Here is a 24,021-nt window from a genome sequence, read left to right on the forward strand (position 1 = left end):
TACGCTCTTGCGGTGCCACAATCGGCCCGACTGTCCTGAGCGCAAATTTTAATGCCCAATGACTATAGACCAGAACTTAGGTGTTACCCAGTGTGCATAAGTTTATTTACCGTTTGATTACAATTATTCAGAATAATCTTTGCAAAGCGTGACTGAGAGCAGTATAAGCCGTCGTTTTTTCATGGATATGTGCGTTCGCCCGCAAACTGGCATCGGGATTGCGGGAAAACCCCATTGATCGCACTTATGATTAAAAGCGCAAGACCAAGTGGTCGGATCACCTGCAAACAATAAGGAAACGCCATGACCCTACGTAATATCCTTGCAGCAGCCTGCCTGCTGCTGCCCCTGTGGGCTTCCGCTCACAACATTGAAAAAGGACAACGTGTACCGCCAGTCGGCATTGCTGACCGGGGAGAATTGATTCTCGACAATGATAAGTTTAGCTACAAACCCTGGAATAGCGCGCAGCTCGCGGGCAAAGTGAGAGTTGTACAACATATTGCCGGTCGTACATCCGCAAAAGAGAAAAATGCCAACCTGGTGGAAGCGATCAAGGCCGCAAAATTCCCTCACGACCGCTACCAGACGACCACCATTGTTAACACCGATGACGCCATTCCGGGCTCCGGGATGTTTGTGCGATCCAGCCTTGAGAACAATAAAAAACTCTATCCGTGGTCGCAGTTTATCGTCGACAGCAACGGCGTAACCCGTAAGGCCTGGCAGCTGGAGGAAGAGAGCTCCGCGATTATCGTGCTGGATAAGGAAGGTCGCGTACAGTGGGCGAAAGACGGCGCGTTAACCCAGGAAGAGGTGCAGCAGGTTGTCGACCTGCTGCATAAGCTGCTGGCTCAGTAAATAGAGACGCGGAAGCCGGGGTTGAGGAAGGATTCGCGCGGGGTATAGTCCAGCGGCTTGCCCTGCCAGTCGTGAACATGCGCCCCGGCGGCCGCAGCAACGGCATGACCTGCCGCAGTATCCCAGACGTTGGTTGGCCCAAAGCGAGGGTAGAGCTGCGCGTGGCCTTCCGCCACCAGGCAGAATTTCAGCGATGAGCCAATCGAGGTAGTCTGGTGTTCACCCAGCTGCTGCAGGTACTCCTGCAGTTCGCTGTCGCTGTGCGAGCGGCTAATCACCACCAGCGGTGGACGCGCATCGCGCACCTGGATCTGCTTGCGCACGCCGCACTCTTCCTTCCACGCCTTCCCTTCTGCGGCGCTGTACATCACCTTCATTACCGGCGCGTAGACCACGCCCAGCACCGCTTTGCCCTTCTCAATCAGGGCGATATTGACGGTGAATTCACCGTTGCGCTTGATGAACTCTTTTGTCCCGTCCAGCGGATCGACCAGCCAGTAGCGCTGCCAGTGCTGGCGCTCGTCCCAGCTTTGCGGCGCTTCTTCTGACAGAACGGGGATGTCCGGCGTTAAGGCCTGTAACCCTTTCAGAATCACCTTATGAGCCGCAATATCCGCCGCCGTGACCGGAGAGTCGTCGGCCTTGCTGACAACCTCCATAGGTTTACTGCCGTCATACACCTGCATGATGGCATCTCCCGCATCCCGTGCGAGCTGACAAATTTTATCTAGCATTTTCCACCTCTTTGTTAACGCAGTGAGGTTAACTCTTTGTTTTAGTTATATCGTAATGTGAACAATTCCGCTATCTGTGAAGCAATTCCGGTTTCAGGTTACTTTTTTCTGTCAGGATTCACATTTCTGTAAGCAACAAGCTATAGATACATACTCTTTTGTGGTCTGCATCGAAAAAAGGACTCCTCTGATGATTAAGTTTAGTGCAACGCTTCTGGCGACGCTGATTGCAGCAAGCGTACAGGCGGCGACGGTAGATCTGCGTATTCTGGAAACGACCGATCTGCACAGCAACATGATGGACTTCGATTACTACAAAGATACCCCGACGGAAAAATTCGGCCTGGTACGCACGGCAAGCCTGATCGATGCGGCGCGTGGCGAAGTGAAAAACAGCGTGCTGGTCGACAATGGCGACCTCATTCAGGGCAGTCCGCTCGGGGATTACATGGCGACCAGGGGGCTGAAAAAAGGCGAGATTCATCCTGTTTATAAAGCGATGAACACCCTGGACTATACCGTCGGCAACCTCGGTAACCACGAATTCAACTACGGTCTGACATACCTGCACGATGCGCTCGCCGGTGCGAAATTCCCGTACGTTAACGCCAATATCATCGACGTTAAAACGCAAAAGCCACTCTTTACCCCTTACCTCATTAAAGAGACCAACGTCGTCGACCAGGACGGTAAAAAACAGACGCTGAAAATCGGCTATATCGGCTTTGTGCCGCCGCAGATCATGACGTGGGATAAGGCCAACCTCGACGGTAAAGTGACCGTTAACGACATCACCGAAACCGCGCGCAAATACGTGCCGGAAATGCGCGAAAAAGGCGCCGATCTGGTCGTCGTTGTCGCCCACTCGGGCCTCTCCGCCGATCCGTACCAGACCATGGCAGAAAACTCCGTTTACTATCTGAGTGAAGTTCCGGGCGTCGACGCGATCCTGTTCGGCCACGCCCACGCGGTCTTCCCGGGCAAAGATTTCGCCAGCATCAAAGGGGCGGACATTGAGAAAGGGACGCTCAACGGCGTGCCGGCGGTGATGCCGGGCATGTGGGGCGACCACCTTGGCGTGGTGGACCTGGTGCTGAATAACGACAGCGGCAGCTGGAAGGTGACGCAGTCAAAAGCCGAAGCGCGCCCGATTTACGACGCTGCGGCTAAAAAATCTCTGGCGGCGGAAGATAAAAAACTGGTTGACGTGCTGAAGCACGATCACGACGCTACGCGCGAATTCGTCAGCAAGCCGCTCGGCAAATCCGCCGACAACATGTACAGCTTCCTGGCGCTGGTTCAGGACGACCCGACCGTTCAGGTCGTCAACATGGCGCAGAAAGCCTATGCCGAACACTTTGTGCAGGGCGATCCGGATCTGGCAAAGCTGCCGGTTCTGTCAGCCGCTGCGCCATTCAAGGTGGGCGGGCGTAAGAATGACCCGGCAAGCTATGTTGAAGTCGAAAAGGGCCAGCTGACCTTCCGGAACGCCGCCGATCTCTACCTCTACCCGAACACGCTGGTGGTGGTAAAAGCGACGGGCCAGGAGGTGAAAGAGTGGCTGGAGTGCTCTGCCGGACAGTTTAACCAGATTGACCCGCACAGCAGTAAGCCACAGTCGCTGATTAACTGGGACGGCTTCCGTACCTATAACTTCGACGTGATCGACGGCGTGAACTACCAGATTGACGTCACCCAGCCGGCGAAATATGACGGCGAGTGTCAGGCGATCAACCCGCAGGCGGAGCGCATCAAAAACCTGACCTACAACGGCAAGGCGATCGACCCGAATGCCACCTTCCTGGTCGTGACCAATAACTACCGCGCCTACGGCGGTAAGTTTGCCGGTACGGGGGATAGCCACATCGCCTTTGCCTCGCCGGACGAGAACCGCTCGGTGCTGGCGGCGTGGATCAGCGCGGAGTCGAAGAAGGCGGGCGAAATTCATCCGGCGGTGGATAACAACTGGCGTCTCGCGCCGATCAACAGCGATACCAAACTGGATATCCGCTTCGAAACGTCGCCGTCCGATAAGGCAGCCGCGTTTATCAAGGATAAAGCCCAGTATCCGATGAAGAAGGTCGCAACGGATGATATCGGATTCGCGATTTATCAGGTGGATTTGAGTAAGTAAAAACAAAACGGCAACATGCGTTGCCGTTTTTGGTGTTTGTTCCCTCTCCCTATGGGAGAGGGGGTCGCCCACGCAGGCATTAGGTCAGGGTGAAGACATCAGGCCGCACGATCGTCCCTGTTCGCCATCACCTTCGGCGTATTCACCTCAATCCAGTCCGCCAGCGCGGCGACCTTCTCGCTCACCTCAGTCCCCATCGGCGTCAGGCTATACTCTACGTGCGGCGGCACCACCGGATACGACACGCGATCGACAAACCCGTCCAGCTCCAGCGCCTGGAGTGACTGGGACAGCATCTTTTCGCTCACCCCGCCCATTTTACGGCGCAGATCGCTAAAGCGATGCGTTCCCTGGCGCAGGGCCAGCAGAATCAGGACACCCCAGCGGCTGGTCAAGTGTTTGAGCACCTCGCGTGAAGGACACTGTTCCGCGAAAAGATTGCCATCGCGCATTTGTTCGCTGAGCGTCGGTATCGTTGTTTTCATACTTACCTTTTTGTACGTACTTACTAAAAGTTAGCTATGGTGCTAGTGTGCCACAACACCAGACAAACACGAAGGAGATTCATCATGATCGCGATTACCGGCGCTACCGGCCAGCTTGGCCATCTCGTTATCGAACAGCTTCTGAAAACCGTACCGGCCAGCCAGATTGTGGCCATCGTACGTAACCCGGCGAAAGCGCAGGCCTTAAGCCAGCAGGGAATTGTGGTTCGTCAGGCGGACTACACGGATGAAGCCGCATTCACCGCCGCGCTGAGCGGCGTGGATAAGCTGCTGCTGATCTCTTCCAGCGAAGTCGGCCAGCGCGCGACCCAGCACCAGAACGTGATTAACGCCGCCAAAACGGCTGGCGTGAAATTTATCGCCTACACCAGCCTGCTGCATGCGGACAACTCACCGCTGGGCCTGCACGTTGAACACGTTGCCACTGAAAAAGCGCTGGCGGCATCCGGCATTCCTTATGCCCTGCTGCGCAATGGCTGGTATACCGAAAACTATCTGGCGAGCGCGCCGCCTGCGCTGGAACACGGCGTGTTTATTGGTGCGGCAGGCGAAGGCAAAATTGCCTCTGCCACCCGTGCAGACTATGCCGCGGCGGCAGCGAAAGTGATCGCAGAAGAGGGCCACGCGGGCAAGATCTATGAACTGGCGGGCGACCACGGCTGGACGCTGAGCGAACTGGCGGCTGAACTCAGCAAACAGAGCGGGAAGCCGGTAACCTATCAGAACCTCAGTGAAGCGGATTTTGCCGCCGCGCTGAAAAGCGTCGGCCTGCCTGCCGGGCTGGCAGATATGCTGGCGGACTCCGATGTCGGTGCGTCCAAAGGGGGACTTTTTGACGATAGCCATACGCTGAGCAAACTGATCGGGCGCGCGACTACGCCGCTGGCGCAGAGCATTAAAGCCATTCTTTAACGGTGTCACCGTTCTTTCCTGCGGCCGGGTGATTTCCCTTACCCGGCCCGCTCATATTTATTAATAATAAAAACAGATATAACGATTAAAAGTCCGGGTATTCTTTATCCGTCGCGTACGTTATCGGTTTTTCAAATCCGGGAATAGTGATGCCATTCATATCAATCTTAATATCTTCCTCATTTATTCCCTGCTGTCCGAACAGATAAATGACATTCAGTTCCCCCTGTGACGCCGCCTGGTCGTACGCGTTAGCCTGACGTCGCACCTGGCGGTTACGCTGCTGATATTCCGCAAACACCGCTTCCCCATAGCGTTTACGCAACCATTGATGGGTAAGCTTTGGCGAGTAAACCACCCCCGTGGCATTATTACCGCCAAAGCCTTTTGAATTAATAAAGGCGATTTGTCCCTGGTCTTCCTCTAATTTGCAGTCCTGAAGAGGAATGGTTAAGCGCGCGTTATTCACCTGCGGCGCGATGTGGGACACGCTTTTAATTCCCGGCAAAATACCATAGCGGAAGACGCCGAGGCAGCTGATTAGCTGGTCGCCGCTGGCGGGGCCCAGGGAGTGGCCGAGATACGATTTCACCGCCGTCACCGGCCAGTCGCGAATCGAAAATGCTTGCGCAACGCGGTCAAAAATATCCGCCTCGGAGACGCAATTCTTCGGCGTGCTTGAGCCATGCGCCTGAATAAACGATCCCTTCTGCACCGTCTCTATCCCGGCCATCGATACCGCAGAGGCTACGGCTTTCGCCATGGTGATGTAATTCCCCGGACCCGGCGACGCAATAGAACGTTTAAAGCCGTCAGCGTTGATGAAGACGTTCCCCACCGAACCGTGGATCTCTGCGCCAAGCTGCAGCGCCAGCTCGTCGTCCATTAGCACGACATACTGGCTGGATTCTGCGATAACAAAACCGCAGCTGTTGCCAAACGGGCGGCTGCTGTTGCGCCAGTCGGCCGTTTCCGTTTCATCAATGTGCTTAAGCTTGCTCTCCGTTGCCAGGGCGCCCATGGCATCGAAGCCTTCAATCACTTCTGAGGTGACCGGCGCTTCGGCGCTGCCAACGACGGCCACGCGAATGCGCCCCGCTTTGATATCTTCGACTGCCGCATGCAGGTTATACAGAAACGTGGCGCACGCCCCCAGCGTGGCGCTGGTATGACCGACGCTACCCAGCACATAGGCATTGAGGAAATCGGCGCACATGCTGTTCAGGCCCAGCGGGCACTGTTTGGCGCTGACGCGATGGCCTTTCAGGCGCGACTGCAGCATTCCGCCAAAGCCATAATCGTCGAGCTGCCCCATGATATTGCCCGAATAGACGCCGAGCTGATCCGGCGTGATTTTGGCCTGTACCTCTCGCCACGGGATCCCCAGGGCGTTGATGGCGTCTGACGCTCCGACAATCGCCATTTGTAACGCCCGCGGATGGAACTGCGAATTGTAATGGTCGCCCGGGCGGAATCCCTGCGGCAACAGCCCTGCAGCCTGAACCTCCGTGCGCAGCAACGCCTCAATTTTGCAGTCCATCGCTCCCTGAACGGTAATACGGACACGCCGATCCGCTAATTCTTCAACGTGCCATCCCGCCGGTAAGGGTTGAGGTAACTGTCTGGCAGAGATATTAAAACTAAGCCCCTCGTCGCCTGAAACCATATTCAATTTTGCATGGCTGGCGATAGCATCGACATCAAAATAGTCGCGCGTGATTTTTCTGATAAGGGTCCCCTCAAGCGCCTCGTCTTTTATCCTCGCGGCAGCCTGAGCAGGTGTAAATATTTTACCGGAAATATCGCGATACCCACTTTCATCATATTTAAGGGCGCCCATCAGAATGGCTAACGATAATAACGTCCCCTGCCTTTCCTCTTCAGATAATGACTCGATAATCATTCGGCGAAATGCATGATGTGAAGAACTACGACCAGCTGGACCATAGCCGCCAAATGCCGTTATTACGGGTAACTTCACCATAATTTATCCTGTAGTGGTCGTGAATTTATTTCGGTAAGTAAGTGCGATAATTCCAGATATTAGTTTACAAACCACCACCAAAAGCTAATATGCAAATCCAGCCAAAATGCTGACTTTTTTGGCCAGGACAACGATGAGCTACCAAAAACAATAGTCAAAACAGGTATTAATCAAAAATGACAAATACACAAATAGGATTTGTGTTATGCGAACGCATGCTAAGTTCCGGTCTCAGTCTTCCGATTGAAATGTGGAAAGCCGCAGCCAGTAGTTATTTAGCTGAGCAAAAAACAACATCTCACGCAGACACGCACAAACAGGAGAAGTCGCCCTTCAGGCTCTGTCGCCCGGAGAGTATTCTGAAGGTGAATACCATTGGCATAAACAGCGAGCCCATCCTGACGCACAGTGGCTTTAGCATTACCGCCGATACTACACTTGCCGCAGACAGGCACTATGACGTTATCTATCTTCCGGCCCTTTGGCGCAATCCTCGCGCAGTGGTCAGACAACAGCCTGAGCTCCTGGAATGGCTGACCGAGCAGGCCGCGCGAGGAACCCGCATCGCCGCCGTCGGAACGGGCTGCTGCTTTCTGGCGGAGTCGGGACTGCTCGACGGGAAACCCGCCACTACCCACTGGCACTACTTCAAACAATTCTCGCGCGACTACCCCGCCGTAAAATTACAAACAAAACATTTTCTCACTCAGGCCGATAATATTTACTGCGCCGCAAGCGTTAAGGCCCTGTCAGACCTGACGATCCATTTTATAGAAACGATATACGGGAAACGTGTAGCCACACATACTCAACGGACATTTTTCCATGAAATTCGTAGCCAGTTTGAACGCCAATGTTACAGTGAAGAAAACAAGCCCCATCCGGATGAAGATGTTATTCAAATTCAAATCTGGATAAAAGCTAACTGCGCTTCGGATATATCCATGCAAAGTCTTGCAGATATGGCCGGCATGAGTTTGCGCAACTTTAATCGCCGCTTTAAAAATGCCACCGACATGTCTCCTCTGCAGTATTTATTAACCACCAGAATTGAATCCGCCATGACAATGCTGCAATCCACCAATCTTTCCATTCAGGAGATCGCGAATGCGGTTGGATATCAGGATATTGCGCACTTTAATCGCCAGTTTAAGCATAAAACAACGGTTTCACCGGGGGATTACCGTAAGACCGTCCGGGCAAAGATGTTTAGTGCATAAACGCCGGTCATCTCTGATAATGAAAAGATGATCACGAGGAGGCTCAACGTGCAAGGCGTACCGGAACAGTTTAATGATGAAAGAGACAGCGCGCGCTTTCGCCATCTGGCGCAGCTGCCGGGCCTGGAGCTTTATCACGCGCATATTTCTGACTACGCCTTTGAGCCTCACACCCATGAAGCCTTCGGGATCGGCACGATTGAAACCGGTGCCGAACGCTTTCGCTATCGCGGTACCCAGCATCTCGCGGCGGAAAAATCCGTCGTCACCATGAACCCGGACGAGATCCATACCGGCGAATCCGCCACCGAAGGCGGCTGGCGCTACCGGATGGTCTATATCGAACCCGACCTGCTGGAAGAGGTGACCGGCCTCCGGCACTGGTGGTTTAGCGATGTCACGCGTCATGACCCGCTGCGCTCGCAGCAAATCGGCAGGCTGATTTACGGCCTGTGGCACACGGACGATCCGCTTGCGCAAAAAGGATTACTGCTGGATCTGATTGAGACCTTCCGGCCGCTGGCCCATCACGCGCCGGTGATTCAGGAAGGCGCGCACCGCTTCGAACGCGTACGCGAGTATCTGCACGACAACTATATGCGCGCCCTGACGCTGGACGAGCTGGCCAGCGTCGTATCGCTCAGCCCGTACCATTTCCAGCGCCAGTTCAAAGCCCATTTTCACGTTACGCCGCACCAGATGCTGATGGCCATTCGCCTCTGGCGCGCCAAAGCGTTCCTCACCCACGGCATGCCCGCCGCCGAAGTGGCAGCCGCGACCGGGCTGACCGACCAGTCCCATTTAACCCGCGCGTTTACCCACCGCTACGGCATTACGCCCGTGCGCTACCAGAAGCAGGTCACCCGGCGCTAATGCGCAACCTCATACAATACGCGCGCATTTTGCCCTCCTACACTGCCTACAGCGTAAATACCTGTGGATGGAAAAATGATTAGTGGAGTGTTATATGCCCTGCTGGCCGGGATGATGTGGGGGCTGATTTTTGTCGGCCCATTAATTGTGCCCGAGTATCCGGCAATACTGCAGTCGACCGGGCGTTATCTGGCGCTCGGGCTGATTGCCCTGCCTCTGGCGTGGCTGGGACGCGCGCGCCTGCGTCAGCTCAGCCGTCAGGACTGGGGTACCGCGCTGGCGCTGACCATGATGGGCAATCTTATCTACTACGTTTGCCTCGCGAGTGCCATTCAGCGTACCGGTGCGCCGGTATCTACCATGATTATCGGCACGCTGCCGGTCGTTATCCCCGTCTTTGCTAACCTGCTCTACAGCCACCGCGATGGCAAACTGGCGTGGTCGAAAATGTCACCGGCGCTGGTATGCACCGCCGTTGGGCTGGTATGCGTCAATATTGCCGAGCTGCGTCACGGGCAGGCGGAAGTTGACCTGTGGCGTTACGGTTCTGGTATTGTGCTGGCGTTCATTTCCGTGGCGTGCTGGGCATGGTATGCCCTGCGCAACGCGCGCTGGCTGCGGGAGAACCCGGACAAGCACCCGATGATGTGGGCGACGGCGCAGGCGCTGGTCACGCTGCCCGTCTCGCTGGTGGGCTATGCCGGGGCGTGCATCTGGTTAGGCCAACAACAGCCAGACTTCGCCCAGCCCTTCGGGCCAAGACCCTGGGTGTTTATCGGCCTGATGGTTGCGATTGCGGTGCTGTGCTCATGGGTGGGCGCGCTGTGCTGGAACATTGCCAGCCAGAAGCTGCCAACGGTGATTTTAGGGCCGCTGATTGTCTTCGAAACCCTGGCCGGACTGCTTTATACCTTCCTGATGCGTCAGAGCGTGCCGCCGCTATTTACGGCCTGCGGGATCGCGCTGCTGGTGGTGGGAGTGGTGATGGCGGTAAGAGCGAAGCCGGAAAAACCGAGGGTCGTTCCGGCGTCGGAGGTGTGAGCATTGCCCGGCGGCGCTGCGCTTGCAGGGCCTACAAAACCGTAGGCCCGGTAAGGCGTAACCGCCACCGGGCAAGTCCTTAAAACGTTTCCCAGTTCCCTTCAGACGCCGCCGCTGCGGGCTGCGCTTTTGGCACATAGGTTTTCACCGGCGCCGCTTTTACCGCCTGGTTGCGGGTGATTTTGAACACCGCCACCGCTTCGTTCAGGCGTGCAGCCTGATCTTCCAGCGCCGCCGCCGCGGCCGCGGACTCCTCTACCAGCGAGGCGTTCTGCTGGGTCACGCGGTCCATCTCGGCTACCGCCTGGCCTACCTGGTCAATACCGCGGCTCTGCTCGTCAGAGGCCGAGGCAATTTCGCCCATGATGTCGGTGACGCGGGTGACCGCATTAACGATCTCTGCCATCGTCTCCCCGGCTTCGTTAACCAGCTGGGAGCCCGCGTTCACGCGCTCGCCGGAATCATCGATCAGCGCTTTAATCTCTTTCGCCGCCTGGGCACTGCGCTGGGCGAGAGTACGCACTTCCCCAGCCACAACCGCGAAACCACGGCCCTGCTCGCCCGCGCGCGCCGCTTCCACCGCCGCGTTTAGCGCCAGGATGTTAGTCTGGAAGGCAATACCGTCGATCACGTTAGTAATTTGCGCGATTTTACTGGAACTGGTGGCGATTTCGTCCATTGTACGCACCACGCCTTCCACCACGTTACCGCCCTTCTTCGCCGTTGAGGAGGCGTCCAGCGCCAGACGGGAAGCCTGACGCGCGTTATCGGCGTTCTGCTTCACGGTTGCCGTCAGCTGTTCCATGCTGGCTGCCGTCTCTTCCAGAGACGCGGCCTGCTGCTCGGTACGGGAAGAGAGGTCATTACTGCCCGCAGAGATTTCGCCTGCACCGGTGTAAATCGTATCTGCGCCTTCACGCACCACGCCCACGGTGTTCGCCAGCGAGGTCTGCATCTCCTGAACGTTGCGCGCCAGGATAGCCATTTCGTTCTTACCTTCAGCCTGAATCGGCTGGGTTAAATCCCCTGCCGCAATGGCGCGAATATGGTTAATCACCTCTTCCAGAGGCAGCAGCAGCACGCGGCGCATGGCTACCCAGCTGGAAATAATCACCACAATCACCAGCAGCATAACCGCAGAGAGGATCCACAGAATGCGCCTGTAGTCGCTTTCATTGTCCTGGATGCCTTTATCGGTAAGCGTTGCCTGCGCTTCGCGCCATTCACGGTAAACCGTCTGCATCGCGTTTTGCTTTTGCTCTGCATTCTGCTTGAACATATCTTCCAGATTGCCCTGGCTCAGCAGAACGTTCATTTGCGTCAACGTTGCAGAGTAAATGCGGTACTGCTCTTCCAGACGCTTGGCCAGGTTCTCGTCCAGGCCCGGCGTATTTGGCAGGGCATAGTATTTATCGTAATGGACCTGTGCATCGGCGAGCAGATTTTTCGCCGTGTTGACCAGCTCATTAAGCTGCCCACCGTTAATCTGAGAGGCCATGCTGCTTTGCAGACGCAGCATCCCGCGGTTCAGCGTTACGCGCGCCTGGTTCAGACTGATCCACGCATCGGTAAACTCCGCCACGTTCTTGCTGGAAAGCTGCGACACGGTGAAGTTGTCTTTATCGTTATTCAGCGCGTTGATAAAGATACCGGCGGAAATCACTTGCATGATACCGAGCACAAGCAGCACCGAAATCAGAAGGGTAATGACTTTTATACGTTTAAACATGCGTTGCCTTTGTTATATGCAGGTTTGTCTGACGTGGATATATCGGCAGGCGCGGCGGGTTGTTTACTGTTTCTACACCTTTAAAAAGTTTCTAAACCACTTTCCTATGTCCATTCAGAGAGTTAAACGGGGTATTTTTTTGTGATCTGCTTCTCACTTTCCCCCTTGCCTCTAAAGGGTTATAGCGCTGGCTTAAAGGTGCATTTAATATGCATCTTATATTATTGATGACGAGGTAACTGCTATGGCCTTTCGCGACCAACCCCTTGGCGAGCTGGCGCTCTCCATTCCTCGCGCTTCTGCGCTGTTTCGGAAATACGATATGGATTACTGCTGTGGCGGTAAGCAAACCCTGGCATGTGCGGCCTCGCGCAAAGAGCTGGACGTTGAGGTGATTGAAGCAGAGCTGGCGCTGCTGGCCGAGCAGCCCGTCGACAAAGACTGGCGAGCCGCCCCGCTCGCTGAAATCATCGACCATATCATCGTCCGTTACCATGACCGCCACCGTGAACAGCTGCCGGAACTGATCCTGCAGGCAACCAAAGTTGAGCGCGTACATGCCGACAAACCTTCCGTACCGCGCGGCCTGGCGAAGTACCTGACCCTGCTGCACGAAGAGCTTTCCAGCCATATGATGAAAGAAGAGCAGATCCTCTTCCCGATGATTAAGCAGGGAATGGGAGGCCAGGCGATGGGGCCTATCAGCGTGATGGAAAGCGAGCACGATGATGCGGGTGAACTGCTGGAAGTGATCAAACACACCACCCACAACGTCACGCCGCCGCCAGAAGCGTGCACAACGTGGAAAGCGATGTACAACGGCATTAACGAAATGATCGACGACCTGATGGAACACATCAGTCTTGAGAACAACGTTCTGTTCCCGCGGGCATTAGCTGGGGAATAAAAAAGGCCGCTGCGGCCTGATGCCCTCACCCCGGCCCTCTCCCACGGGGAGAGGGTGCAAAAACTAAAAACGGCAACCGAAGTTGCCGTTTTGCTTTTACCTTATGCCTGCCATACGTTTCTTACCGATAAACACCCAGCCCAGCCCCAGCGCGATAAACCACAGCGGCGTGACGATGAGTGCCTGACGGGTATCATCTTCCAGCGTGAGCAGAACCAGCACGAAGACGAAGAACGCCATGCACACCCAGCACATCAGCTTGCCCAGCGGCATCTTGTAGATCGATTTTTCATGCAGGTGCGGGCGCTGCTTGCGGTACACCAGGTATGAACAGAGGATGATGGTCCAGACGAACATAAACAGGATCGCAGAGACCGTGGTGATCATAGTGAACGCGCCAATCACGCTTGGGTTCACGTAGAGCATCACCACGCCGCCCAGCAGGCACATGCAGGAGAAGGTCAACCCTTTTGCCGGTACCGCGCGCTTAGACAGCTTGGCGAACGCGCTCGGCGCCACGCCTTCCTGTGCCAGGCCAAACAGCATACGGCTGGTGGAGAACACGCCGCTGTTCGCGGAAGACGCCGCAGAGGTCAGCACCACGAAGTTAATCAGGCTCGCAGCGGCAGGCAGGCCTACCAGCACGAACAGCTCAACGAACGGGCTCTTGGTTGGCACCACGGAGCTCCACGGCGTCACGGACATAATGATGATCAGCGCAAAGACGTAGAACATGATGATACGCAGCGGAATAGAGTTAATCGCGCGCGGGAGAGACTTCTCGGGATCTTTGGTCTCCGCTGCCGTCGTGCCCACCAGCTCGATGCCCACAAAAGCAAATACCGCGATCTGGAAGCCGGCAAAGAAGCCGCTAATACCTTTCGGGAACCAGCCGCCGTCATTCCACAGATGGGTAAACGACGCCTGCACGCCCGTTGGCGACTGGAAGTGGGTGAGCACCATCACCAGACCCACGACGATAAGCCCGACAATCGCCACGATTTTGATCATCGCGAACCAGAACTCCATCTCACCGAACATTTTAACGGTGGCGAGGTTCAGGCTCAGCAGCAGAACAATGACCGCCAGCGAGGCGACCCAGTCCGACAGTCCCGGGAACCAGAACTGCGCGTAGGCGGTAATCGCCACGACGTCCGCCATACCGGTGACGACCCAGCAGAACCAGTAGGTCCAGCCGGTGAAATAGCCCGCCCATGGCCCGAGGAGGTCAGAAGCGAAGTCGCTAAAGGATTTGTATTCGAGGTTCGAGAGCAGCAATTCACCCATTGCACGCATCACGAAGAAGAGCATAAAACCGATGATCATATAAACGAAGATGATCGACGGCCCCGCGAGACTGATGGTTTTGCCTGACCCCATAAACAGCCCGGTACCGATGGCACCCCCAATCGCAATGAGCTGAATATGACGGTTTGTGAGATTGCGCCGTAGCGACTGTTCAGACGTCGCCTCTTCTGTAGCGGCGACTTTGACCTGATCTACCATGTAATTTTCCTGTTTATGCCTGTCTGTGTTGTTAAGGCTCTTCTGGCCTTTAAAAACGTCAAAAAAATGACGGTCCCTTTGTAAGGGTTTATCGATATTAGGTAAGAATCGGCGGGATGAATACTATGATTTAGATATTATGTTAATAATATGTTGAAAGTGAGTGTCATATCACTCATACAGCGCGAAACAGCTCACAAAAATACACGCAACAGTTTCGTTTGCAAGATAAAATATTGATTACGTCGTAACTATAGGTTTTAACACTATTTTCCTCTCCCCAACCGGGGAGAGGAAATAAGAAAAGTCGATTACAGAATTTCCAGCAGCTCGACTTCAAAGACCAGGGTGCTGAATGGCGGAATGGACGCGCCGGCGCCGCGCTCGCCGTAGGCCAGGTTATGCGGGATAGTCAGTTCCCATTTGGAACCCACTGGCATCAGGGTCAGAGCTTCGATCCAGCCTGCGATCACGCCGTTGACCGGGAACTCAGCCGGTTCACCGCGCGCCACGGAGCTGTCGAACACGGTACCATCGATCAGTTTACCGGTGTAATGCACGCGAACGTGGTCGGTACGCGCCGGGATTGCGCCGTCGCCCTGATTGATCACGCGGAACTGCAGACCGGATTCGGTGCTGTTCACGCCTTCACGCTCACGGTTCTCTTCCAGATATTTCACACCTTCGGCCGCCATCTCTTCGAAGCGCGCGCGACGCACGGCGTCAGCACGTTCGTGGATTTCACGCAGCGCACGGTGCACAACGTCTACCGGAACGGCAGGCTGTTTGCCTTCCAGCGCGTCAGCGATACCCGCCACCAGCGCTTCTGGTAACAGACCTTCCAGGCCGGATTCGCTCAGCTGCTGTCCTACCTGCAAGCCGATACCGTAACTTGCCTGCGCTTCGATAGTGTCAAAAGTCGGGGTGGTCATGGGTTTTCCTTCCATCACATTTAAAGTAGCGGGCAGCATATCAGCCATGCCCTTATGGGTAAAACTTTGTCTGAAGTTAAGGTGACAAACCGCGACGAAACAGAAACAATAGAGATAACCAGGATTAATCCCGAACTGATGTCACGGATGTCGGGTTTACTACGCCGTTCAGGCAGTTAGCAAACTATACTTCGGGGCACAGGATAAAAAATACGCGGAGCAGGAGGAGTGCCATGCCCGGGCGATTTGAACTGAAACCTACCCTGGCGAAAATCTGGCAGGCGCCGGACAATTTTCGCATCATGGACCCGCTGCCTCCTCTGCATCGCAGAGGGATCATCATTGGCGCGCTGATGGTGATCGTGGGCTTCCTGCTTCCTTCCGGGGGCGATGATGTCGATACCGCGCCCGTCACCCGCAATGCTCAGCTGGACATTCAGTCGCAGACGCGGCCTCAGCCTGACGCACAGCCGATGCAGACGCAGCTCGTTACCCCGTCTAACGATCCGGGTCAGGTCGCGCCGGTTGAGCCAGAACCTATTCAGGATGAACAGCCGCAGGATCAAGCCGCCGCCCCGTCTCAGCCTCAGACGCAACAGCCTACCGGTATTGAGCAACAGTGGCGTTCCTATCGCGTAGAGCCGGGTAAAACTCTGGCACAGCTGTTCCGCGACCACAACCTGCCGCCAACCGACGTGTATGCCATGGCGAAGGTGGAAGGTGCGGGTAAACCGCTCAGTAACCTGCAGAATGGTCAGATGGTACAGATTCGCCAGAATGCCAGCGGGGTGGTGACAGGGTTAACGATTGATACGGGAAGTGGACAACAGGTACTGTTTACCCGCCAGCCAGACGGCAGTTTCATCAGGGCGCGTTAAGACCCGGATCTGTAAAAAGCAAAACGCCGGCACAAGGCCGGCGTTTCAACGTGAGCAGAGTAAAAAATTACTCAGCTACAACGTTAACAACCAGTTTAGCGAACACTTCGCTGTGAACCTGGAAGTCAACTTCGTGCTCACCAGTGGTACGCAGAACGCCGTTCGGCAGACGAACTTCGCTCTTAGCCACTTTAACGCCTGCTGCAGAAACTGCATCAGCGATATCGCGGGTACCGATGGAACCGAACAGTTTACCTTCGTCGCCAGATTTAGACGCGATGGTAACGGTGCCCAGTGCGTTGATTGCTTCAGCGCGAGCGTTAGCAGCCGCCAGAACGTCAGCCAGTTTGGCTTCCAGTTCAGCGCGACGTGCTTCGAAAAACTCTACGTTTTTCTTGGTAGCTGGAACAGCTTTACCCTGTGGAACCAGGAAGTTACGTGCGTAACCCGCTTTAACGTTAACCTGATCACCCAGGCTGCCCAGGTTTGCTACTTTATCAAGCAGAATAACTTGCATTACCTTATCCTCTTAAAGTCGTATTAATGGACCGTGCCCGATTACTGATGACGATCAGTGTACGGCAGCAGGGACAGGTAGCGAGCGCGTTTGATAGCGCGAGCCAGCTGACGCTGGTATTTTGCACGAGTACCGGTGATACGGCTTGGGACAATCTTACCGCTTTCGGTGATGTAGTTTTTCAGCGTTGCGATATCTTTATAGTCGATCTCTTGAACGCCTTCCGCGGTGAAACGGCAGAACTTGCGACGACGGAAATAACGTGCCATATGGCTAGTCTCCAGAATCTATCAAATCAATCTGCTCGGCATGCAGAACCATTTTGCTCAGGCCGTTCTTTGCCTTGTGGCAAGAGATGAACCCCTGAACGATTACTGCGCTACCGACCGTTAAACTGTGAGTAATGGCCTGGTTTTCGTGTCCGCTAATAATAACGGGCATTTGGCACCATGCCTGCCGGTGAAACCCGGCTTCCTCTTGCACAGAACGATGCTCAAGCACGAACTGGCAATGCGGAATTCCTGATGGACTGACCTTTCGAAGGGGAGCCCTGCATACGATGCCGGACAACGCCAGACGGTTGGTCATCAGAAATTACTCTTCAGAATCCCCAGCATCAGAATCATCTGCGGTTTCGTTTGCGAAATCATCGCGACGCTCACGGCGCTCGTCTTTCGCTTTAACCATCGGAGATGCTTCGGTAACTGCGTTTTTGGTACGCATAACCATGCTGCGGATAACGGCATCGTTGAAGCGGAAGGTAGTTTCCAGCTCATCGATCACTTCCTGCGGCGCTTCAACGTTCATCAGAACGTAGTGTGCTTTGTGCAGTTTGTTGATCGGGTAAGCCAGCTGACGGCGGCCCCAGTCTTCCAGACGGTGGATCGTACCTTCTGCACCAGTGATGGCAGCAGAGTAACGCTCGATCATACCCGGAACCTGTTCGCTCTGGTCAGGATGGACCATAAAAACGATTTCGTAATGACGCATCGAATTGCTCCTTACGGATTATTCAGCCTCCTGTCTGGGTCAGCCGAGGCCCGGGGAGGCAAGGAACGTGTTAAAGGTCGGCTGAAAAATTGACGCGTCATAATACTTGCGCGCCCCTGGAAACTCAAGCTGATTGCACAAATAATTCGCACAAAGCGCGAAGCGGGTCTAAGTGGGTGATTTAAAATTGGTCACACCCGGAAGCGTTGTTTTTTTGAACAACTGCATCAGAAATGGTCACGCATCCCCGCCGGATGAGTGATTACACTTTAATCAGAGATCGCCTGAATTAAAGAAGGAGCATCCCCCCTCTCGCAGCACGTAGTCGTGGAGCGCATATCATGAAAAAAATCGCATTAGCCATAATGGCGGCGCTTTTGCTCAGTGCAAACGCGATGGCAGCCATCAAGATAGACAGCCGACAGGCCAGAAACATGGATGATGTGCAAAGCTTGGGCGTCATTTACATCAATCATAATTTCGCCACGGAAAGTGAAGCAGATCAGGCATTAAACGCAGAAACCGATGCGCAGGGCGCAACCTATTACCACGTGATGTTAACCCGTGAGCCCGGCAGCAACGGCAACATGCACGCCAGTGCAGATATTTACCGATAACGCTTTAACGCTAGCACCAGGAAAGCCAACAACGAGAACATAGCCATAGTTGACGTTGCCCCCTGCCCGGGGGCTTTTTTTTTGTGAGTGAATGGCTCCCGAATACTCCCGGTAAAAGAGCCCCCAGAGATCCTCCTGAAGCGGGAAGATCAGGGCGTCAAAGTTCTGCGCGTTTACAGGTGCTGGCGGAAAAACGCCACCGTAGCGTCCAGCGCCGTTGGCGTAATGCGGTGGCGGACGCCCGGTTCCCACAGGCAGGTCAGATTACCGTCCAGCCCTTCATTCATTAACGCCTGCTGCAGACGAAAGGTTCCCTCGGGCGGGACCACATCATCCGCGTCACCGTGCCACAGCAGCAGCGGGCGATCGGCCACGCGCGGCAATGCCCGGGTCACTTCCCACTCTGCCAGCGTCGCGGTCATTTCCGTTAAATCCTGAGGGGGGAAAAGGGTCTTCGCCAGCGAAGTAAAATAACCCGAGCCCATCAGACAGGCGACAGACTTCACTTCAGGATGATGCGTCATAATCCCCAGCGCCGTCATACCGCCCATCGATGCCCCGGCTACCGCCAGACGATTGTCGGCCACCAGCCCTGCCTCATAAAGCGCATCGCGCAGCCCGGCAAACTCGGTCAGACTCCCGTGCAGAATCTGCCAGAACTGCCCCAGCCGCGCCTGTTCATTACCCGTAAAGCGTGCGCCGTGGTCGGGTGCATCTGGCATCACCACGCGAAAACCCGCCTGCGCCAGCGCTACCGCAAAATAACTGTAAACCAGCTTCGATGAGGTAAACCCATGATAAAAAACCACAACAGGCAGCGGTTTATCACGTTTACCCGCTGGCATCGCGTGTAAAATTTCATGGTCGCCGAGGTGGCGTATTTCAATTTCAATCATTGTCGACCCTGTGCGAATCTATGATTCATAATGTTGAGAACTGGATTACGCTTTCGCGTCATTTTCATTCGAAATATACGTACCAGATAACACTTCGGGAACATTCCCCCAAAACTAAATTCACAGACAACTACACTATGGCTATCAGGAAACGAGATATGGTTATGCGCAGGTTTGCTGCTTTATTGCTGGTGTTTCTGCTGAGTGGCTGTAGCGCGCTGCAGGGAACGCCGCAACCCGCTCCACCGGTCGCCGATCATCCACAGGAGATTCGTCGTAATCAGACGGAAGGATTACAACGAATGGGCACCATCTCCGCGCTGGTTCGCGGCTCTCCGGATGACGCAGAATCGGCAATAAAAGCACAGGCCGTCGCCGCCAAAGCAGATTATTACGTCATCATTATGATCGACGAAACCATCATAACGGGACAGTGGTATTCACAGGCCATTTTGTACCGTAAATAATGGTTTTCCTTTGAACGAGATTTACACTGCTTTGCGTCCATAGACATTTTCCTGTCCACAATAAACTCCACGACCGCATCAATGGAAGGGAGTTTATTAGCGAAGGATTGCCCGGCGGATACCGGATATATGTGAAATGGAGCTGACGATGAAACGAACTCTTGCTTTGACCTCACTGTTGCTCTCAGCAGGCCTGCTGAGCACCACCGCGCAGTCAGCAGAATTCGCCAGTGCTGATTGCGTGACTGGCCTGAATGAAATTGGCCAGATCTCCGTGAATAATATCTCGGGGAGCCCGCAAGACGTTGAACGTGTCGTGGCATTAAAGGCCGATGAGCAGGGGGCTTCATGGTATCGCATCATCCAGATGCAGGAAGATAACCATATCGATCGCTGGCGGGTACAGGCCATTCTCTACGTGTAAACTCCCTCCTGATAAAAGCCACTTACTTTTAGTGGCTTTTCGTTTTTGCAAATTTTTTATCTTATATAAAACCAATAAAGAACAATTAAATAACATTTTGTTACATTAAAACAGTAAACGTAATCCCCGCTCTGCCGTTGAAGAACCATACCTTTTCAATGATGAGCAATTTATGATCAACGTTTTTCGCCGCGCAGGCCTGGGTGCGAAGCTGTCACTGCTTACGGGCGTCAGTGTCGCCACGCTGTTTCTGCTATTCACTTTTCTGCTCAGCCAAAAAGCCAGCCAGCAGCTTGAAGCCCTTGCGGTCGAAGATCTGCATAATCAGTCCACCGGCATGGTCGACATGGTGCAGATGTTTAATACCAGCCTGAGTGAAGAGGTTGAGAGCTATACCCGTCTGTTTACCACCTTTTTACCGCAGCCCCTGAACATTGATACTTCCCAAACCCGGACGATTAACGGGCTCAGCGTTCCGCTTCTGAAAGGCGGAGACACCGGGCTGCATGAAAATAACACCCTTTCGGACGAGTTCCTGAACCGTACGGGAGCCATTTCGACGCTGTTTGTACGCAGCGGTAACGACTTTGTTCGCGTAGCCACTTCCCTGCGCAAAGAGAATGGCGATCGGGCAATGGGTACCGTTCTGGATAACGCCAGCCCGGCCTTTGCTGCCGTCAACAAAGGTGAAGTCTACCGCGGCCTGGCGCTGCTGTTCGGCAAACGCTACATCACCCAGTACCAGCCCGTTAAAAACGCCGAAGGACAGGTCATTGCGATCGTCTTTGTCGGGGTGGACATCACCCACTCCTGGAACGTCATGCGCGAGAAAATCCTCAACCGCCGCCTGGGCGAGAGCGGTCACTTCTTCGTGCTGGATCGCAGCAACGGCAAAACGCGCGGGCAATACCTGTTCCATGCCAGCGAAGAGGGAAAACTGCCGAAGTGGGACGGCGCGACGCAGCAGCAGCTTCTGGGCGACAAACCCGGCACGCTGGAGCGTACAAGCGACGACGGCCGGACGCTGAAAATGGCCTATACCCCGCTGCCGGGCTGGAACTGGACTATCGTGGGCGAAGTGGATAAATCGGTGCTGCTCTCAAGCGTTACCGCCATGCGCGATCGCTTCCTGCTGGCCGGCGTGGTCTTATCCATCCTTTTTGCTGGCCTGTTCGTGGTCATTATTCGCCGCGTGCTGACCCGTCCGCTGCGCAACGTTATCCATCTTGCCCGACAATATTCCGCAGGGGATCTCCGTTCCAGCCTGCCCGTGACCCGCCAGGACGAAGTCGGCCAGCTGATCGATGCTATCAACGGCATCGGCGGCGGCCTGCAAAAAATTGTCCTGCAGGTTCGTGAGGCAGCAGGCGAGATCCATTTGGGCACCAACGCGCTGGCCGCCGACACTGGCGAGATTTCAGAGCAGATCAACAAGCAGGCCAGCAGCGTGGAAGAGACGTCTGCCAGCATGGAGCAGCTGGCCGCCACCGTTCAGCAAAATGCCGCCAATATGGAGCAAACGCAGCAGCTGGTGGGCGAAACCTCGCTCGCGGTCCATCAGGGTGGTGAGACGGTCACCCACGCAGTGTCGACCATGGACGACATTCGCGAAGCGTCAAAACGCATCGAAGACATCACGCGCGTGATCGAATCCATCGCTTTCCAGACCAACATTCTGGCGCTGAATGCGGCAGTGGAAGCGGCCCGCGCAGGCGAGCACGGAAAAGGGTTTGCAGTTGTCGCGCAGGAAGTTCGCGCGCTGGCGGGACGCAGCGCTAACGCGGTGAAGGAGATTGAACAGCTAATTGGCGATACGCTCAGAAAAGTGAGTGAGGGTCATGCGCTGTCTGAACAGACGCGCCTGGCGATGGATGACATCATCATTCATATCGATAACATCAGCCAGCTGGTCACCGAGATTAACCATGCCTCACGCGAGCAGTCCGCCGGGATCGGCCAGGTGAACCTCGCCATGACCCATATTGGCGAAGCGTCGCATATCAATGCCGATCGCATCTCACGCAGCGAGCAAACGGCTCAAACGCTGCGCGAGAAGGGTTCACACCTGACTCAGCTGGTGAGTCTGTTCCAGCTAAAAGGCTAGCCAACTCTGCCCGTCGCACGCAGCAGCAGGTCGCTTTGCACCTGCTCGCTCATCAGCGTACCGCCACGGGTGTCCAGCATCATGCGGCACCACGCCTGCGCCACCGGGGGCGATGCGTGCCGCAGCATCTGGCTTCCGGCACCCAGCAAGAAAAGCTGCTGCGCGATCTCCCGGCCCTGCGCCTCCTGAGGTTTACGCAGTTTTTGCTGAAGCTGTCGCCAGCTGCGGTCGAAGTGTCTGTCCTGCCCTTTCACCTGCGCAAACTCGTCGGCAAGCAGGTCGTGAATACCCGGCTGCTTCGCCAGCACGCGCAGCACGTCCAGGCACATGATATTTCCCGATCCTTCCCAAATACTGTTCACCGGCATCTCGCGGTACAGGCGGGGAAGTTCGCTCTCTTCGCAATATCCGATCCCGCCCAGCACCTCCATCGCCTCAGCGACAAACGGGATGCCCGCTTTACAGACGCTAAATTTCGCCGCCGGGGTAAACAGCCTCGCCCAGGCGGCCTCCTGCGGATTGGCACGCTTGTCCCACGCCCGGGCCAGGCGGAACAGCAGCGCCGTGTGCCCCTCCAGCACCAGCGCCATCCGGCTTAGCACTTCGCGCATTAACGGCTGATCGATGAGATTTTTGCCGAAGGTTTGACGCTGATGGGCATGGTACAGCGCCACCGAAAGCGCCCGACGCATCAGTCCGTGGCTGCCCAGCGCGCAGTCAAAGCGCGTCAGACCGCCCATTTTGAGGATCTGCCGTACCCCTTCGCCCTCTTCCCCCAGCAGCCAGCCAGAGGCATCGAGGAACTCCGCCTCGCTGCTGGCGTTGGAGCGGTTCCCGAGCTTGTCCTTGAGGCGCTCAAGACGCACGGCGTTGCGCTGTCCGTCAGGCAAAAAGCGTGGCACAAAAAAGCAGGATAGCCCGCCCTTCGCCTGGGCCAGCACCAGATGCGCATCGCTTTGCGGGACGGAGAAAAACCATTTATGCCCCACCAGCCTGTAGCTGCCGTCGCTGCATTTTTCCGCTTTGGTGGTGTTGCTGAGCACGTCCGAGCCGCCCTGCTTTTCCGTCATCCCCATGCCAATCAGCAGGCCGCGCTTTTGCGCACCGGGGGCCAGATGCGGATCGTAGCGATCGCTGAGCAGCGGCGTCAGCCAGTCGTGAAATGCTTTGGGGAGCGCCTGCTGCAGCAGCGGCGTGGCGGCGAACGTCATGGTGACCGGGCAAAGCGTGCCCGCCTCCACCTGAGCATGAAGCACAAAGCGTGCGGCCCGAGCGACAAACGACCCTTTACGCGCTTCCTCTTCCCACGCCAGGTTATGCACGCGGTTGGCGCAAAGCCCCTGCATCAGCAGATGCCACGCCGGGTGAAAGCGGACGTCGTCCAGCCGCTCTCCGGTGACGTCATAGCGTAACAGCTCGGGCGGGTTGACGTTTGCCAACCGGCCCAGCTCCAGCGACTCCGCGGTGCCTAACTGCTGTCCGATGCTGGCGAGCAGCTCAATATCCCACTCGGCCCCTTCACGCGCGACCGCATCGCGCAGGGCGCAGTCCGAGAGGAAAAGGTTGCTGTTGGAAAGCGGTGCAGGTTGATTGAAAACGGTATGGGTCTGCCAGTGCATGCTGTCTCCCTCCTTCAGTGGCAATGACGATAAGTATGGACAGACCGCGCGCACGCTGCATGGGAGGGGAGTCACACGTTCACGATCCCGCTGATATCATTCGTGAAACAGCTCACAGAACATAAGAATAAACTATTTCATGACTCCGCTTTTGTTGAATAATTTATTCT

The 24,021-nt window shown here is 55.4% G+C and carries 24 protein-coding genes; 12 read left to right on the forward strand and 12 right to left on the reverse strand.

All coding sequences use genetic code 11. From position 1 onward, the window contains the following. Nucleotides 1-303 precede the first annotated feature (303 nt). The gene (locus tag BJ885_RS18225) at nucleotides 304-861 is read left to right on the forward strand and encodes a YtfJ family protein (protein WP_121932361.1); all 558 of its coding nucleotides are present in this window, start codon (nucleotides 304-306) and stop codon (nucleotides 859-861) included. Here BJ885_RS18225 and cysQ read toward each other — a convergent pair. Next, complete coding sequence (gene cysQ, locus BJ885_RS18230; protein ID WP_023310160.1) at nucleotides 855-1,595, reverse strand: 3'(2'),5'-bisphosphate nucleotidase CysQ; 741 nt, start codon at nucleotides 1,593-1,595, stop codon at nucleotides 855-857. The genes BJ885_RS18225 and cysQ overlap by 7 nt on opposite strands. Nucleotides 1,596-1,785: 190 nt before the next feature. On the opposite strand from cysQ, the gene BJ885_RS18235 reads away from it, so the two are divergent. Beyond that, nucleotides 1,786-3,729: a bifunctional 2',3'-cyclic-nucleotide 2'-phosphodiesterase/3'-nucleotidase gene (locus tag BJ885_RS18235; protein ID WP_121932360.1), complete on the forward strand. Its 1,944-nt coding sequence runs from the start codon at nucleotides 1,786-1,788 to the stop codon at nucleotides 3,727-3,729. 98 nt (nucleotides 3,730-3,827) lie between these two features. On the opposite strand, the gene BJ885_RS18240 is transcribed toward BJ885_RS18235, so the two are convergent. Then, nucleotides 3,828-4,214, reverse strand: coding sequence for a helix-turn-helix domain-containing protein (locus tag BJ885_RS18240; protein ID WP_121932359.1), 387 nt, complete (start codon nucleotides 4,212-4,214; stop codon nucleotides 3,828-3,830). Nucleotides 4,215-4,298: 84 nt separating this feature from the next. Here BJ885_RS18240 and BJ885_RS18245 point away from each other — a divergent pair, with 84 nt between their 5' ends. Continuing rightward, nucleotides 4,299-5,147 carry an SDR family oxidoreductase gene (locus tag BJ885_RS18245; RefSeq protein ID WP_047646490.1) on the forward strand — a complete coding sequence of 283 codons (849 nt, stop codon included), beginning with the start codon at nucleotides 4,299-4,301 and terminating at the stop codon, nucleotides 5,145-5,147. An 85-nt stretch (nucleotides 5,148-5,232) separates the two neighbouring features. Here BJ885_RS18245 and BJ885_RS18250 read toward each other — a convergent pair whose 3' ends face one another. Next, nucleotides 5,233-7,131, reverse strand: coding sequence for a beta-ketoacyl synthase (locus tag BJ885_RS18250; RefSeq protein ID WP_121932358.1), 1,899 nt, complete (start codon nucleotides 7,129-7,131; stop codon nucleotides 5,233-5,235). Between the two features lie 176 nt (nucleotides 7,132-7,307). Between BJ885_RS18250 and BJ885_RS18255 the strand changes: the two genes are divergently transcribed. From BJ885_RS18255 to BJ885_RS18265, 3 genes are all read left to right on the forward strand, one after another. Beyond that, nucleotides 7,308-8,351, forward strand: a complete 1,044-nt coding sequence (locus BJ885_RS18255; protein ID WP_259467229.1) for a GlxA family transcriptional regulator — start codon at nucleotides 7,308-7,310, stop codon at nucleotides 8,349-8,351. 48 nt (nucleotides 8,352-8,399) lie between these two features. After that, nucleotides 8,400-9,224: an AraC family transcriptional regulator gene (locus tag BJ885_RS18260; RefSeq protein WP_023310154.1), complete on the forward strand. Its 825-nt coding sequence runs from the start codon at nucleotides 8,400-8,402 to the stop codon at nucleotides 9,222-9,224. Nucleotides 9,225-9,299: 75 nt separating this feature from the next. Continuing rightward, the gene (locus BJ885_RS18265; RefSeq protein ID WP_121932357.1) at nucleotides 9,300-10,265 is read left to right on the forward strand and encodes a DMT family transporter; all 966 of its coding nucleotides are present in this window, start codon (nucleotides 9,300-9,302) and stop codon (nucleotides 10,263-10,265) included. A gap of 79 nt (nucleotides 10,266-10,344) precedes the next feature. Here the strand turns inward: BJ885_RS18265 and BJ885_RS18270 are convergent, their stop codons facing one another. Beyond that, a complete protein-coding gene (locus tag BJ885_RS18270; protein WP_047646486.1) occupies nucleotides 10,345-11,994 on the reverse strand; it encodes a methyl-accepting chemotaxis protein in 1,650 nt (549 codons plus the stop codon). A 244-nt stretch (nucleotides 11,995-12,238) separates the two neighbouring features. Here BJ885_RS18270 and ytfE point away from each other — a divergent pair, with 244 nt between their 5' ends. Beyond that, on the forward strand, nucleotides 12,239-12,901 hold the full coding sequence (gene ytfE, locus BJ885_RS18275; RefSeq protein WP_121932356.1) for an iron-sulfur cluster repair protein YtfE: 663 nt from the start codon (nucleotides 12,239-12,241) through the stop codon (nucleotides 12,899-12,901). 96 nt (nucleotides 12,902-12,997) lie between these two features. On the opposite strand, the gene cycA is transcribed toward ytfE, so the two are convergent. Further along, on the reverse strand, nucleotides 12,998-14,407 hold the full coding sequence (gene cycA, locus BJ885_RS18280; RefSeq protein ID WP_029740380.1) for a D-serine/D-alanine/glycine transporter: 1,410 nt from the start codon (nucleotides 14,405-14,407) through the stop codon (nucleotides 12,998-13,000). Nucleotides 14,408-14,718: 311 nt separating this feature from the next. Next, nucleotides 14,719-15,339, reverse strand: a complete 621-nt coding sequence (fklB, locus tag BJ885_RS18285) for an FKBP-type peptidyl-prolyl cis-trans isomerase (RefSeq protein WP_008502892.1) — start codon at nucleotides 15,337-15,339, stop codon at nucleotides 14,719-14,721. A gap of 233 nt (nucleotides 15,340-15,572) precedes the next feature. Here fklB and BJ885_RS18290 point away from each other — a divergent pair, with 233 nt between their 5' ends. Continuing rightward, nucleotides 15,573-16,217, forward strand: coding sequence for an OapA family protein (locus tag BJ885_RS18290; protein WP_048977315.1), 645 nt, complete (start codon nucleotides 15,573-15,575; stop codon nucleotides 16,215-16,217). Between the two features lie 67 nt (nucleotides 16,218-16,284). On the opposite strand, the gene rplI is transcribed toward BJ885_RS18290, so the two are convergent. The 4 genes from rplI to rpsF are packed head-to-tail and all read right to left on the reverse strand — an operon-like array spanning nucleotide 16,285 to nucleotide 17,724. Then, a complete protein-coding gene (gene rplI, locus BJ885_RS18295) occupies nucleotides 16,285-16,734 on the reverse strand; it encodes a 50S ribosomal protein L9 (RefSeq protein ID WP_023310148.1) in 450 nt (149 codons plus the stop codon). A 41-nt stretch (nucleotides 16,735-16,775) separates the two neighbouring features. After that, a complete protein-coding gene (gene rpsR / locus BJ885_RS18300) occupies nucleotides 16,776-17,003 on the reverse strand; it encodes a 30S ribosomal protein S18 (protein ID WP_000135199.1) in 228 nt (75 codons plus the stop codon). A gap of 4 nt (nucleotides 17,004-17,007) precedes the next feature. Then, a complete protein-coding gene (gene priB, locus BJ885_RS18305; RefSeq protein WP_008502895.1) occupies nucleotides 17,008-17,322 on the reverse strand; it encodes a primosomal replication protein N in 315 nt (104 codons plus the stop codon). A gap of 6 nt (nucleotides 17,323-17,328) precedes the next feature. Further along, nucleotides 17,329-17,724: a 30S ribosomal protein S6 gene (gene rpsF / locus BJ885_RS18310; protein ID WP_014068637.1), complete on the reverse strand. Its 396-nt coding sequence runs from the start codon at nucleotides 17,722-17,724 to the stop codon at nucleotides 17,329-17,331. 341 nt (nucleotides 17,725-18,065) lie between these two features. On the opposite strand from rpsF, the gene yjfY reads away from it, so the two are divergent. Further along, on the forward strand, nucleotides 18,066-18,341 hold the full coding sequence (gene yjfY, locus BJ885_RS18315) for a DUF1471 family protein YjfY (protein ID WP_029740378.1): 276 nt from the start codon (nucleotides 18,066-18,068) through the stop codon (nucleotides 18,339-18,341). 173 nt (nucleotides 18,342-18,514) lie between these two features. Here yjfY and yjfP read toward each other — a convergent pair whose 3' ends face one another. Further along, nucleotides 18,515-19,237 carry an esterase gene (gene yjfP, locus BJ885_RS18320; RefSeq protein ID WP_047646483.1) on the reverse strand — a complete coding sequence of 241 codons (723 nt, stop codon included), beginning with the start codon at nucleotides 19,235-19,237 and terminating at the stop codon, nucleotides 18,515-18,517. 137 nt (nucleotides 19,238-19,374) lie between these two features. Between yjfP and bsmA the strand changes: the two genes are divergently transcribed. The 3 genes from bsmA to BJ885_RS18335 all read left to right on the forward strand — a co-directional run bounded on the left by bsmA (nucleotide 19,375) and on the right by BJ885_RS18335 (nucleotide 22,232). Beyond that, complete coding sequence (bsmA, locus tag BJ885_RS18325; RefSeq protein ID WP_029740376.1) at nucleotides 19,375-19,704, forward strand: biofilm peroxide resistance protein BsmA; 330 nt, start codon at nucleotides 19,375-19,377, stop codon at nucleotides 19,702-19,704. Nucleotides 19,705-19,840: 136 nt separating this feature from the next. Continuing rightward, nucleotides 19,841-20,128 carry a DUF1471 family protease activator YjfN gene (gene yjfN / locus BJ885_RS18330; protein ID WP_032665074.1) on the forward strand — a complete coding sequence of 96 codons (288 nt, stop codon included), beginning with the start codon at nucleotides 19,841-19,843 and terminating at the stop codon, nucleotides 20,126-20,128. Nucleotides 20,129-20,300: 172 nt separating this feature from the next. Further along, nucleotides 20,301-22,232, forward strand: a complete 1,932-nt coding sequence (locus BJ885_RS18335) for a methyl-accepting chemotaxis protein (protein WP_121932355.1) — start codon at nucleotides 20,301-20,303, stop codon at nucleotides 22,230-22,232. Here BJ885_RS18335 and BJ885_RS18340 read toward each other — a convergent pair. Further along, complete coding sequence (locus tag BJ885_RS18340; RefSeq protein WP_121932354.1) at nucleotides 22,229-23,851, reverse strand: isovaleryl-CoA dehydrogenase; 1,623 nt, start codon at nucleotides 23,849-23,851, stop codon at nucleotides 22,229-22,231. The genes BJ885_RS18335 and BJ885_RS18340 overlap by 4 nt on opposite strands. Between the last annotated feature and the right edge of the window lie 170 nt (nucleotides 23,852-24,021).

Origin of the sequence: Enterobacter sp. WP_7_1, from assembly GCF_003688535.1 — a bacterium.
Classification (GTDB): domain Bacteria; phylum Pseudomonadota; class Gammaproteobacteria; order Enterobacterales; family Enterobacteriaceae; genus Enterobacter; species Enterobacter asburiae.